This is a genomic window from Bradyrhizobium sp. RDI18 (assembly GCF_043203335.1).
Taxonomy (GTDB): domain Bacteria; phylum Pseudomonadota; class Alphaproteobacteria; order Rhizobiales; family Xanthobacteraceae; genus Bradyrhizobium; species Bradyrhizobium retamae.
The window spans coordinates 6784280-6797445 of sequence record NZ_JBICRN010000008.1 but is presented as its reverse complement, the minus strand read 5'-3'; the positions used below and the strand labels follow the sequence as shown (position 1 = coordinate 6797445).

At 64.1% G+C, this 13166-nt stretch carries 10 protein-coding genes and 2 pseudogenes; 4 read left to right on the top strand and 8 right to left on the bottom strand.

From position 1 onward, the window contains the following. Positions 1-115: 115 nt before the first annotated feature. Both ACFXS9_RS41775 and ACFXS9_RS41770 read left to right on the top strand, forming a co-directional pair. The gene (locus ACFXS9_RS41775; protein WP_392699330.1) at positions 116-1126 is read left to right on the top strand and encodes a polyprenyl synthetase family protein; all 1011 of its coding nucleotides are present in this window, start codon (positions 116-118) and stop codon (positions 1124-1126) included. Next, on the top strand, positions 1123-1752 hold the full coding sequence (locus ACFXS9_RS41770; protein ID WP_392699328.1) for a LysE family translocator: 630 nt from the start codon (positions 1123-1125) through the stop codon (positions 1750-1752). Before ACFXS9_RS41775 ends, ACFXS9_RS41770 begins: the two co-directional genes overlap by 4 nt. Here the strand turns inward: ACFXS9_RS41770 and ACFXS9_RS41765 are convergent. From ACFXS9_RS41765 to ACFXS9_RS41755, 3 genes are all read right to left on the bottom strand, one after another. Beyond that, entirely contained in the window at positions 1749-2633 is an 885-nt protein-coding gene (locus ACFXS9_RS41765; protein WP_392699326.1) for a 4-(cytidine 5'-diphospho)-2-C-methyl-D-erythritol kinase, read from the bottom strand. The two genes, ACFXS9_RS41770 and ACFXS9_RS41765, sit on opposite strands and share 4 nt — an antisense overlap. 27 nt (positions 2634-2660) lie before the next feature. Next, positions 2661-4442: a tetratricopeptide repeat protein gene (locus ACFXS9_RS41760; protein ID WP_392699324.1), complete on the bottom strand. Its 1782-nt coding sequence runs from the start codon at positions 4440-4442 to the stop codon at positions 2661-2663. Between the two features lie 263 nt (positions 4443-4705). After that, complete coding sequence (locus ACFXS9_RS41755; protein ID WP_392699322.1) at positions 4706-6364, bottom strand: electron transfer flavoprotein-ubiquinone oxidoreductase; 1659 nt, start codon at positions 6362-6364, stop codon at positions 4706-4708. 165 nt (positions 6365-6529) lie between these two features. On the opposite strand from ACFXS9_RS41755, the pseudogene ACFXS9_RS41750 reads away from it, so the two are divergent. After that, a pseudogene (locus ACFXS9_RS41750) lies at positions 6530-7321 on the top strand (uracil-DNA glycosylase family protein); the annotation flags it as partial. Positions 7322-7394: 73 nt separating this feature from the next. Here ACFXS9_RS41750 and ACFXS9_RS41745 read toward each other — a convergent pair. The 5 genes and pseudogenes from ACFXS9_RS41745 to ACFXS9_RS41725 form a co-directional block, all read right to left on the bottom strand. Beyond that, positions 7395-8900, bottom strand: coding sequence for a glycosyltransferase family 39 protein (locus ACFXS9_RS41745; protein ID WP_392699320.1), 1506 nt, complete (start codon positions 8898-8900; stop codon positions 7395-7397). A 131-nt stretch (positions 8901-9031) separates the two neighbouring features. Next, positions 9032-9823 (bottom strand): ribonuclease HII, encoded by a 792-nt coding sequence (locus ACFXS9_RS41740; protein ID WP_392699319.1) that lies wholly within the window; start codon positions 9821-9823, stop codon positions 9032-9034. Positions 9824-9883: 60 nt separating this feature from the next. Beyond that, complete coding sequence (locus ACFXS9_RS41735; RefSeq protein ID WP_392699318.1) at positions 9884-10471, bottom strand: GNAT family N-acetyltransferase; 588 nt, start codon at positions 10469-10471, stop codon at positions 9884-9886. Positions 10472-10521: 50 nt separating this feature from the next. Then, positions 10522-10971, bottom strand: a complete 450-nt coding sequence (locus ACFXS9_RS41730) for a VOC family protein (RefSeq protein WP_392699317.1) — start codon at positions 10969-10971, stop codon at positions 10522-10524. Positions 10972-11142: 171 nt separating this feature from the next. Next, positions 11143-12304 (bottom strand): annotated as a pseudogene (locus ACFXS9_RS41725) (PA0069 family radical SAM protein). Positions 12305-12494: 190 nt separating this feature from the next. On the opposite strand from ACFXS9_RS41725, the gene ACFXS9_RS41720 reads away from it, so the two are divergent. Continuing rightward, on the top strand, positions 12495-13067 hold the full coding sequence (locus tag ACFXS9_RS41720) for a glycosyl transferase (RefSeq protein ID WP_392699315.1): 573 nt from the start codon (positions 12495-12497) through the stop codon (positions 13065-13067). Positions 13068-13166: the final 99 nt, after the last annotated feature.

Below are 13166 nucleotides of genomic sequence, written 5' to 3'. Positions count from 1 at the left end.
CCCCGATGCGACGACGGCACGGGGTCTGTCAACCGCTACGTGCCCTTGCCGCGATTGCCGGCACTTTCTATTGTAGAACAAGGATAGTGCGAATTGGCCAAAATTGGAGACCCGTGTGGCGGTTATTGTACCCTTCGAAAGCCCGTCGAACGCTTCGATAGATGCGCTGGTCGGGCTGGTCGCCGCCGACATGGAGCGGGTCAACGCCACGATCCTGTCGCGCACGGGATCGGAAGTCACCATGATTCCGGAAGTCGCCAACCACCTGATCTCATCCGGCGGCAAACGTCTGCGCCCGATGCTGACGCTGGCGATGGCGGGCCTCGCCGGCTATTCCGGCGATGGTCACATCAAGCTCGCGGCGTCCGTCGAATTCATGCACACCGCGACGCTCTTGCATGACGACGTGGTCGACGAGAGCGAGCTGCGCCGCGGCAAGCTGTCGGCGCGGATGCTGTGGGGCAATGAGGCCAGTGTGCTGGTCGGCGACTTCCTGCTCGGCCAGGCCTTTCGCATGATGGTCGAGGTTGGCTCGCTGCGTGCGCTCGATATTCTCTCCTCGGCCGCGGCCACCATCGCCGAAGGCGAAGTGATGCAGCTTGCGGCAGCCAAGAACACCGCGACCACCGAGGACGAATACCTCGCCGTGATCAGGGGCAAGACCGCCGAACTGTTCGCCGCCGCCTGCGAAGTCGGACCCGTGATCGCCAACCGGCCGAAGGCCGAGCAGACCGCATGCCGCTCGGTCGGCATGAATCTCGGCATCGCATTCCAGCTCGTCGACGACGTGCTGGACTATGGCGGCAAGGCCGCGAAACTCGGCAAGAACATCGGCGACGATTTCCGCGAAGGCAAGATCACGCTGCCGGTGGTGCTGGCGTTCCGTCGCGGCAATGACAGCGAGCGGAAATTCTGGATCAAGGCATTGGAGCGTGGCGAGATCGGCAACAGCGACCTCGATCATGCCATCGGCCTGATGACCAAGCACCGCGCGCTGGAAGACACGATCAGCCGCGCCCAGCACTACGGCGCAATGGCCGTCGACGCGCTGGCGCTATTCCCGGCCTCGCCGATGAAAACCGCGCTCGAACAGGTCGTGGCATTTTGCCTGGCGAGATCGCATTGAACAGCACCAATCTCACATTGTTCCTCTTGGCCGCGCTCGTCATCGCCGCCGTCCCCGGTCCAGGAATCTTCTACGTCGCCGCACGGACGCTGTCGGGCGGCAAGAGCGCCGGTATCGCGTCGACGTTCGGGACTGCGCTCGGTGGGCTTGTGCACGTGATTGCGGGCGGGCTTGGCGTCTCGGCGCTCATCCTGGCCAGCGCTGAGCTGTTCACCGCGCTCAAATTCGCCGGCGCAATCTATCTCGTGTGGCTCGGCATCAAGACGTTTCGCGAGGCGCGCGAGCTGCTGCCGCAACAAGCCGTCGCGGTCGGTACAGAGCAGGCGTTTCGGGAAGGCGTGCTGGTCGAAGCCTTGAACCCGAAGACCGCGGCGTTCTTCCTGGCCTTCATTCCGCAATTCCTCGACCCGGCCGGCAGCTATCCGGCGCTCCAGTTCATGGCGCTGGGCCTGGTCTCGGTCGCGCTGAACACGCTTGTCGATATCATCGTGGTGATGATGGCGGCGACGGCGCGCAGTGGTCTTACGCGCAGGCCGAACTTGCTTCAACGATTGCGGCAGGGCTCGGGGCTGTTCATCGCCGGCCTCGGTATTTCGCTGGCGCTGGCGCGGCGGCCCGCAAGTTAGTTCAGCGTTCCCGCATGCACCCACCATCCGGGGTGATCGCGCCGGATCTGCTCCGCCGCGCGTCCGGCTTCGACGGTGTTCTCGTAGATCGCAAAGCAGGTCGCGCCCGATCCGGACATCCGCGCCAGCCAGGCGCCGTTGGTCGCGTTGAGCGCTGCGATGACCTCGCCGATCACGGGCTGGACACGCATGGCGGGCGCTTCCAGATCGTTAGAGCTGGCGGCGAGCGCTTCGACCCAATCTTCCAGCGATGCCTTCTCGTCCGGCCAGCGGTCCCGCAGCAGCACGTCGGTGACGCCGACCAGCAATTCGCCGCTGCGGAGGCCCAGCGCATTGAAAACGTCGCGGGTCGCGACGGCAACGCCGGGGTTGACCATCACGCACGGCATCTTCGGCAGACTGAGCGGCTGCAGCGTTTCGCCGACGCCGGTCATGACGCAGCTACGTGAGTTGACGCAGACCGGCACGTCGGCGCCGGTCAATTGTGCGACCTCGACGATGCGGGGATCGTCGAGCGCGAGCCCGTTCGACTGTGCAAGCAACCGCAGCGCCGCCGCGGCATCGGCCGAACCGCCGCCGATTCCGGCCGCGACCGGCAAGACCTTGTCGAGCGTAAAGCTGCCGGCCTTCATATCCGGTACGCGCTCGGCCAAGAGGCGCGCGGCCTTGAGCACCAGGTTGTCCGAGGTCTCGCCGCAGGCCTGCGCCAGCGGTCCCGACATCTTCAAATCCAGATCCGCACCCGGCGTCAGCGTCAGCCGGTCGGCGCAGTCGGCGAACGCCACCACGCTTTCGAGATCATGGTAGCCATCGGCACGGCGGCCATTCACCCGCAAGGTCAGGTTGACCTTGGCGCGCGCCTTGTCAGTCAACAGCGGCATTGCCGAACAGCCCCCAAAAGTCCTGCCTCAGCCACCCCTGCCATCTTCTTTCTTCTTGTCGGCGGAAGCCGCGGAGGAAGTGTCTTCGGGCAGGCCGTTGGCAATCTTGGCTTCGATCTTCGGCAATTCCTCCGCCTCGGGCTTGAGGTCGCGGGCATGGGCCCACTGGAATTTGGCTTCCAGCGTCCGCCCGACGCGCCAATAGGCATCGCCGAGATGGTCATTGATGGTCGGATCCTCCGGCTTGAGGTCGATCGCACGCTCGAGATGCTTTACCGCGTCTTCAAAATTGCCGATCCGGTAAAACGCCCAGCCCAGCGAATCCACGATGTAGCCGTCATCGGGGCGCTGGTCGACGGCGCGCCGGATCATCTTCATGCCTTCGTCGAGGTTGATGCCCTGGTCGATCCAGGAATAGCCGAGATAGTTGAGGACATGCGGTTGCTCGGGCTGCAGTTCCAGCGCCTTGCGCATGTCGGCCTCGGCCTTGCTCCACTGCTTGGAACGTTCCTCGCAAATGCCGCGATAGTAATAAGTGACCCAGGTGTTCTTGTCCGTCACCCCGGGCATCGCGTCGATCGCGAGCGTATAGGTATTGGCGCAATCGTTGAATTTCTTGCGGCCGCGCTCGATGTTACCGAGCGCCATGATGGCTTCGATGTCCTTCGGCGCCTCCGTGGTGACGCCCTTGAGGATCTTGATCGCCTCTTCGCTGCGGTCGGCGGCGTCGAGATTGGTGGCGAGCTGGATCTGCGCATTGCGCTTGAGCGGCGAACTGGCTGGCATGCGCTCGTAGACCTTGATCGCCATCTGCGGCTTCTTCACGGACTCGTAGAGATCGGCGAGCGACAACAGCGCCAGCGGATGATTGGGCTGCAGATAGAGCGCGAGCTGCAGATAGACCAGCGCCAGATCCTCGCCGCCGCGGCGGGTCAGCGTGGCGCCGATGCCGTACAGCGCCTCGGCCGCGCCGGCCTGCGCCGAATCGACCAGCGCCGACATCTTCTTGCCGGCCCGGGTCTCGCGCAGGCCTTCCTGCACCAGCGGATGCCGCGGCAACTTCTTGTCGAACGCTTCGTAAATGCCAGCCGCCGCCGCGCCATCCTTGTTGCGCGACAGCCAGCGCGCATAGGCGTCGGATACGCGCAGCATCGAATCGTCGAGTTTGTAGGCGCGCTCGAACCGCGTGCCGGCGTCCTTGTCCTTGCCCGAGATCTCCAGGATCATGCCGGTGTGGAGATCCTTGAAGATCGGATACCATTCGGGGCCGGTCAGCTTGTCGATATTGGCCACCGCGGTCTTGGCATCGCCGGCGCCGTAGCTCGCCCATCCCGACAACAGCGTCGCCACCAGGTCGGTGATCGGTCCGCGGATCGACTGATTGATGTTGAGCTGCGCGGCCGCATATTTCTTCTGCTTGAGGTCGCGGACGCCGACCACCAGCCGCGCGACGCGGTTCGCCTTGTCCATCGTCAGGATGCGATCGGCGAGCTTGACCGCTTCATCGATGTCGCCATCGGCAAGCGAAGAGATGAAGGCGCGATCCAGGAGTTCGTTGTTCTTTGGATCGGTGCGCAGCGCGGAGCGATAGAATGCCGCAGCCGAGGCCGCATCGCGCTCGACACTGGCATGGCGCGCGGCGAGATAGCTGCCGGCCGTCGTCAGCGACTTCAGATCGGATTTAGTGGGGAATTGCGCGGCGTTGTCGGCCGTATGTTCGGGCGTCTGGGCCCACGCCACGCCGGGCGCGGCCAGGCTGGCAACAGTAATTGCGGCGATGGTCCAACGATTCATACGAGTGGAAAGCATCACAGTTCGCCTAGCTCCAGGATGTATGGCGGGATCGTTACGATCGGTCTCGAATGCAAACCCAAGCGGCGGCATCTCAGGCAGCGACAATGCCGCTTTTGGCCTTCAACCGCAAGGATACGGGTTGGCGAATCGATTGGCAGATAGGCCTTAGGGCTCCGATTTAGCCAGCCCAACCCGGAAACGCTTTTACTGTGGCGGTATCGTGGCCGGAGGCGGTATCACCCTCCTCCAACTCACGCAATCGTGGTCTATACGGCCTCTTACATGCCCTGGTAATTCGGCCCACCGCCGCCTTCCGGCGGAACCCAGGTGATATTGCCGTTCGGGTCTTTCACATCGCAGGTTTTGCAGTGGACGCAGTTCTGGGCGTTGATCTGGAAGCGCGGACCCGAGGCCTCCTCGACCCATTCGTAGACGCCGGCCGGGCAATAGCGGTTCGACGGACCGGCATAGACATCGTACTCGGACGCCTTTTGCAGGTTCATGTCGGCGACCTTGAGATGAACCGGCTGGTCCTCCTCATGGTTGGTGTTGGAGAGGAACACCGAGGACAACTTGTCGAAGGTGAGCTTGCCATCCGGCTTGGGATAGGCGATCGGCGCATGCGCCTTGGCCGGATCCAGCGTCTTGCGGTCGGACTTGGCGTGCGACTGGGTTCCGAACAGCGAGAAGCCCAGCGTGTTGCACCACATGTCGAAGCCGCCCAGCGCCACGCCGATGATGGTGCCAAATTTCGACCATAGCGGCTTGACGTTGCGGACCCGGTGCAGGTCTCGACCTACGGCGGAATCGCGCCAGGCGTTTTCGTATTCCACCAGCTCGTCATTGGCGCGGCCGGCGCCGAGCGCTGCCGCAACGTGTTCGGCCGCGAGCATGCCGCTGCCCATTGCGTTGTGCACGCCCTTGATGCGCGGCACGTTGACGAAGCCCGCCGCGCAGCCGATCAGCGCGCCGCCCGGGAAACTTAAGCGCGGTACCGACTGATAGCCGCCCTCGGTGATAGCGCGCGCGCCGTAGGAGATACGCTTGCCACCTTCGAACACGGTTCGAATGGCGGGATGCGTCTTGAAGCGCTGGAATTCGTCGAACGGCGAGAGATACGGATCGTCGTAATTGAGATGCACGACGAAACCGACGGCCACCTTGTTGTCGTCGTAATGGTAGAGGAACGAGCCGCCGCCGGTCTTGTTGTTCAGCGGCCAGCCGAACGAATGCTGGATAAGGCCCTTCTGGTGCTTGGCGGGATCGATCTCCCAGACTTCCTTCAGCCCGATGCCGAATTTCGGCGGCTCGCTTTTCGCGTCGAGCGAGTATTTCGCGATCAGTTCCTTGCTCAGGCTGCCGCGCGCACCTTCGGCGAACAGCGTGTATTTGCCCAGCAGCTCCATGCCGCGGGTGTAGGAATCCTTGTGGCTGCCGTCCCTGGCGATGCCCATGTCGCCGGTCGCGATACCCCGCACCACGCCGTTATCGTCGTACAGCACTTCGGTCGCGGCAAAGCCGGGATAGATTTCGACGCCGAGCGCCTCGGCCTTTGGCGCCAGCCAGCGGCAGACATTGCCGAGCGAGCCGATATAGCAGTGATGATTGTTCATCAGCGGCGGCATTGCGAAGTTCGGCAGCCGGATCGCGCTGGTCGCGGTGGTCCAGTAGAAGCGGTCGTCCTTGACCTCCGTCTTCAGCGGGCAATCGGCGTCCTCACGCCAATCCGGGATCAGCTTGTCGAGCGACACCGGGTCGATCACCGCACCCGACAGGATGTGCGCGCCGACCTCGGAACCCTTCTCCACCACGACGATGCTGAGATCGGCATTGAGCTGCTTCAGCCGGATCGCGGCAGCCAGCCCTGACGGCCCGGCGCCGACGATCACGACGTCGAATTCCATGGATTCGCGGGGAGGAAGTTCTTCTGCACTCATGATCTGATCTCAGCCCAATTGAGAACGGCTCTAAAGGCTCGTTGTTTCCGATTTTTGCGGGGAGGACAACCATGGAAATGCAACGCGAGGCGTTTCACGCCGGCTCGATCCATATTAGATTGGCAACATGGATTTGATCTCCGAACCCGCGCCTAATGTCAGGCAATTGCTGGCTTTTTATCTGGAGGCCGGGGTCGATTGCGCGTTGATGGAGGAACCAGTCGATCGGCTGACCGAGCCGGACACCCCTGCTCCCCCCATCGCTGTCCGCGAGACTGCGCCATCCCGCCCCGTCGGGAATTGCCCGCCGCGGTGCCGGCGGTTCCGCGCAGCGAAATAGCGCCCGCGCCTGAAGCCGCCATCGCTCTCGCGCGCGAGGCGGCGCGAACGGCGCCGACGCTGGAAGCGCTGCGTGCGCTCCTGGAAACTTTCGAGGGCTGCGCGCTCCGAAACACCGCGACGCGGCTGGTATTTGCCGACGGCAACCCGCAGGCGCGCATCATGTTCGTCGGCGAAGCACCCGGACGCGACGAGGACATCGAGGGCCTGCCCTTCGTCGGACGTTCCGGCAAGTTGCTGGACCGGATGATCGCGGCAATCGGACTGGACCGCAGCAAGGCCTACATCGCCAACGTGATCCCGTGGCGGCCGCCCGGCAACCGAACGCCGACGCCGCAGGAGACGCAAATCTGCCTGCCGTTCATCCAGCGGCACATCGAACTCGTGAACCCCGACATGCTGGTGACGCTCGGCAACCCCTCGACGCAAACGCTGCTGTCGACCCGCGATGGCATCATGAAGACCCGCGGCAGGTGGTTCGACTACGACACCGGCACCCGCACGATCCGCGCCATGGCGACGTTCCACCCGGCCTATTTGTTGCGCTCGCCATCCTACAAGCGGATGTCCTGGCAGGACCTACGCGCGATCGCGAAGGCGCTGGAGCAAGCAAATTAGCTCGTGTCCCGGACGCGGTGCAGCGCGTCTTGGCGGTGCACCGCAGAGCCGGGACCCACGCCGGTGCAAGACCTCACGGCGCCTTCGGCCGCACGATTGCCCAGCCGATCCGCAGCAATGGCTGGCGGCCGTTCACCATCCATTCGAAGGCGCGCGGCACTTCCGGCACCAGGCCGGGAAAGCGTTGCGCGATGTCGGGCGGTGGCGCGCCCGAGGTGTCGGAGGCGCGCCAGACCACGACACCGCCGGTCTCGTTGAATTTCGCGACCGACAGCCATGGGGTTCGCTCCGGCGTGGCATCGAGCAACAGATGCGGACGTCCGCTGTTCATGGCGATGAAGCTTGCCAATTGCGGATCGCCGGCCACCGCCCGCAGGCGCTGGTTGGTCCGGCGCTCAAAGCTGTCGCCGAAGAAATGCGCGATCGCCTTTGCCGGCAGCGAGGTCGGCACTTCGTTCGCGGTCCACGGCAAAAACAGCGTGGCCGCGATCGTCACCAAGGCAGGCGCGACGACCGCCGCCGCCCACAGCGTCCGCAACAGGCGCTGGCGCCGCAGATGGATCAGATCGCCGCTCGCCATGATTACGGCGAGCCCCGACATCAGCAAGGCGACGCCCTCCCCGCCGACGACGTGATCGAGGTTGAAGGTGCCCGCGATCAGGCTTCCGAGCAGCGCCGGCGCAAGCGCAAAGAAATAGACGAAGTCGCGCGCAAACGGATCGACCGGCGGGCGATAGATAATCGGCGCCTCCCCGGCATGGCGGACGAACCGGCCGGAGTTGAGGATCGCCAGCAGCACGATGGCGGACATTGCGAGCACGAGGCCAACGAGCAGCCAGCCCCATTGCAGGATGCGCCCGCCGAGATCGTAGATCGCGGGCCATGGCGGCATCGCGAGCGCATCGGCGCGGAGCAACCAGATCAGATAAGGCAAGACCAGGACGGCGATCACGAGCAGCGCATAGAGCGGATCGAGCGACATCAGCATGCGCCGCCCCCGCGCGGTGGCAACGGCAAATCCGGCGAGCAGCAGCAGCAATCCGAGCGCGGCCGGCGTCGTCAGCAGCAAAAGCCCGGCCTCGATCGACCAGGCGAACCAGGCGTTGCGCCGGTTCTGGCCGATCAATTGCCAGGAATGCAGCAAAAGCAGCGCCCATAGCGGGCGCGCCAGCACCAGCGGGCCGAACTCGACGCCGGGCGAAGAGAAGGCCACCACCGTCATCGACAGCAGCACCGCGAGCACCGCCTGCTGTCCGCCGACAATCGCGCGGCCCAGTTGATAGTAGATCCAGAAGGTAACGACGGCGCAGACCTGCGCCAGCAGATAGACGCCGAACATATGGTTGCCGGCGGCGCGAAACGCGATATCGGCGAGCCAGAACGCCAACGGCGGACCGAGCCATGTTCCGACCTGGTATTCCCGGCCGAAGGCCAGCACGGTCGCAAGATCGCCGGGCGGGCTGCGGTACAGCAGCATCGGCAGGATCAGCCAAATTGCGGCCTGGACCAACACCACGAGCCAGACCACCAGCCGCGGCCGCGCGCGGATCAGTTCGACAACGAGCGAGGTGAAGCGCATGAAACGTCCGAATGCCGGGCCGGGCAGCCCTGTCCCCAGCACTTTTGATAGAGCGCACGAGCCGCCGAGGCAACTGCAGCGTTTCAGGCGAACGGGTTAGCGGTTTGTGTCAGGAAAAAATCGCAGCCGAGTCAAATAGCCGCCGAAATCTCAGACTCGATCTCCGTCTCTGCTGTGATATCCACCGTGAATAGATCGCGCTCGGTGCTCTCCGGGTCATGTTTCAGCCGCGCGGCAATCACCGGCGCGAAAAATCTGCGGTGGTGGATGCTCGGGCCTAATCGGTCCAGCGCCTCGCGATGTTCCGGCACGGCGTAGCCCTTGTGATTTTCGAAGCCGTAGCCCGGGCAATCCAGCGCCAATGCGCTCATCAGGCGGTCGCGCGTCACCTTGGCGATGATCGAGGCTGCGGCGATCGACATGACGATGCCGTCGCCGCCGATCACGGCGTCGCAGTCGCAGGGCGCATCGATCTTGTCGCGGCCGTCGACGAACACATGCTTCGGCATTTCGGGCAGCGCGCGCACGGAACGCGCCAGCGCCCAGAGCGAAGCGCGCAAGATATTGTCGCGGTCGATCCGCGAAGGCGAGGCAAAGGCGACCGCAAAGGACGAGGTGGCGCAGATCTCCTCGAACAATTCCTCGCGGCGTTCGGGCGTCAGCCGCTTGGAATCGTCGATGCCTTTGGGGATTCGCTTGGGATCGAGGATGACAGCGGCCGCCACCACCGGCCCGGCCAAGGGACCGCGCCCGGCCTCGTCGCAGCCGGCAACCGGCCAGACGCCGCGCTTGATCAGCGCCCGCTCGCGGCGAAAGCTCGGCGGGGCAAGCGTGATCACGCCCTTGGGCGGCTCGGCCTCTTCCTTGCCGGCTTTCTTGGCCGACTTCCCGTCAGTTTTCTTGGTGGATTTGTCCCGAATCATGGCCGGGATTCGTGCGCCAGCGCGCGGCCGCGCGCAACCGGGAACCTGGCACAATTCCCGTTATTCAGCGCGACCTCGTCGCCACTCCCCGGCCTCAATCACATAAACGCTCCGGCTGCCGCGCTTGGGCTCGGCAATCGTCTGCCGGTAACGCATTCCGAGCTTCTCGAGGGCATGAATGGATGGCGCATTTCTCGGATCGACCAGTCCAAGTAATCTGCTGCATTTGAGTTGGTCGAACCCGAAAGCGAGCTGCGCCTTCCCAATTTCGGTCGCGATCCCGCGGCCCCATACCCGGCGCGCAAGGACAAACCCGATCTCAAAATCGTTAGTTCCCAACGCATCGCATGGGGACAAGCCGGCAAAGCCGATGATTTCACCCGCAGGCTTTTCGGCCAGAACCGCCATCCCCGTGGGGCTGCCACCGAAGGTGAAGAATCGCCGAATGAAATCCTCGGCAGCGTCCCTTGCCAGCGGCGCGCCGGCAAATGCCAAGCGCATCACATCGCTATCGCCAAGAATCAGATCCTGCAGGACCGATATGTCGCTTTCAGCCGCAGCGCGCAGAATCAGACGCGGCGTTGTCAGAATGACGAGCGGCTGCTCTTCCGACGCGCTGGCGCGGGCTGCTGGTTCATCAAACCGCAATACGGCAATTCACCGGCCGGGAGAAGTGGCGCTGCCGCGACGTCGCGCGATTAGTCCGGCAGGTGCACCCGCCGGTCCTCGCCGACCTCGATGCCGGGCGCCACCACGACTTCCCAAGTGTGGTTGTCGGGATCGGCGAAATAGCCGGAATAGCCGCCGTAGTCGGTCTTGTGCGCGGGCTTCAACAGCGACGCGCCGCAGGAGATGGCGAAATCGAGCGCAGCGTCCACCTCCTTGGTAGAGCTGCAATTCCAGGCGAGCGTCGTGCCGCGAAACGTCTTCGGCCGCGGCTGATCCGGCAGCTTGGCGTCGCCGGCGAGTTGATCCCACGGGTAGAGCGCAATCACCGTGCCGCCGGTGTCGAAGAAAGCGACGGCCTCACCGGTTGCGCGCATTTTTCTTGCAAAACCGAGCGCCTCATAAAAGGCGATGCTGGCGCGGATATCGTTGACGCCGAGCGTGATGACCGTGAACCGGGGGATTGGCCTGCCAGTACTCATGCAAATCTCCATCCGTCATTGCGAGAAGCGGAAGCGACGTTTCCGCCGTAGCTCGGCGAGCTAAGGCGGAAGCAATCCATTCTTCCTTGCTTGGCGCGATGGATTGCGTCGCGGAGCCTGTCATAGGGCGCGCATTCGCGCGACCCGTTGGCTCGCAATGACGACAACCACTTAGAACAGACTTAGTTGCTGCCCGCTTCGCTTCGGCTTGACGAAATGATCGGTCGTCAGTTTCGAACGCCGCTTGTTGAGGCCGAGCTTCTCGCAGGCGATTTCGAACCGCCGTCCGATCATCCATGCCATCGGGCCGGTGCCCTTCATCCGCGTACCCCATTGCGAGTCGTAGTCGCGCCCGCCGCGCATGTCGCGGATCAGGGTGAAGACGTGACGGTAACGGTCGGGATAATTCGCCATCAGCCATTCGCGAAAGAGGTCGCGCACTTCGAGCGGCAGCCGCAGCAGCACGTAGCTCGCCTCCTTGACGCCGGCATGAGCCGCGGCATCGAGAATGCGTTCGATCTCGGAATCGTTCAGCGCGGGAATAACGGGTGCGACCATCACGGTGGCGGGGATGCCGGCCTGCGACAATTGCCGCAGCGCCTCCAGCCGCTTCGGCGGCGTCGAGGCGCGCGGCTCCATCGTGCGGGCGAGCTTGGGGTCGAGCGTGGTCACGGAAATCGCGACCTTTGCCAAATTGCGCTTCGCCATTCGCTGCAGAATATCGATGTCGCGCGTCACCAGCGCCGATTTGGTGACGATGCCGACGGGATGACCGGCCCGATCGAGCACTTCGAGAATGCCGCGCATGATTTTGTGCTCGCGCTCGATCGGCTGATAAGGATCGGTGTTGGTGCCGATCGCGATCATTCGCGGCTCGTAACCGGGCGCCGCCAATTCCTTCTCGAGCAATTCCGGCGCGTCCGGCTTGGCGAGCAATTTGGATCTCGAAATCGAGTCCGGGCGACAGGCCGAGAAAGGCGTGGGTCGGCCGCGCGAAGCAGTAGACGCAGCCATGCTCGCAGCCGCGGTAGGGATTGATCGAGCGGTCGAAACCGATGTCGGGCGAGTCGTTGCGGGTGATGACCTTGCGCGAGGTATCGAGCGATACCGTGGTCTTGAACGGCGGCAGGTCGTCCAGACTCTGCCAGCCATCGTCGAAGGCGACCCGCGCCTCGGCTTCGAACCGGCCGCTGTCGTTGGACTGCGCGCCGCGGCCGCGCCGCCGCTGGCGTTCGATGGCGACCGCGAGCTCGGGAAAAGGTGTCGCACCCGCCGGCTCGGAGGGCGCCGTGACAGGCGGGTGCTTGAGGGCATGAGAGGATGCTCGGCTCATGGAGCGAACATAGCACGCATCAAGAACAAATCAAGAACATCGTCAGCAACAAATCACCGGAAGCGCAGACAACGGAAACGGAGCCAGCGCCCGATGCCGCAAAAATCTGCACGCAAGCGGCTGTTTTGATTGTGACAAGATGATAACTGTGCAGCGTTTTTCACCGTTTGAGCCGTCGAAAACCTCACTCATGTTGAGCGTGATCATTCCGACCGAAGGAATAGAACAGCCCGCCGTCGCCACGCTGGCAGCGTTGGTGCCGGGAGCCGCAGCCGGCGTCATCCGCGAGGTGCTGCTGGTCGACCGGGCCGGCAACGGCGTGATCGAACGGGTGGCCGACGTGGCCGGTTGCCGCTTTCTTAAGTTCGATGGAACACACGCCGCGGCGCTGGCCGCCGGGGCGCGGGCGTCGCGCTCGCCATGGCTGATGTTCCTGCACGCCGGCGCGGTGCTCGACAGCGGCTGGATCGAAGAGACCACGCAGTTCATCCAGAACGTATCGAACAGCGGACGGCCGCGTGCCGCAGTATTTCGCTATGCCCGCTCGCCCTATGCCGAGACGCGGCTGCGCGACGGCTTCAAATTCGTCGCCCGCATGATCGCCGGGCCATCGGCGGAACAGGGGCTCCTGATCGCCCGCGATCACTACGACCGGCTCGGCGGCTACCGGCCGGATGCCCGCCGCTCCGAGACGCGGCTGCTGCGGCAGCTCGGCCGCTCGGCGCGCACCCAGTTGCGCAGCCGGATCATGGTCGGCGCCTAGCTTCGCAGTACGGCGGTACATCGCAGCGCCCACACCCAAAATCGCGAAAACAACCCCATGCAAAGTAGAATCGATCTCGACGCGCGCGGCTAGCGTCGG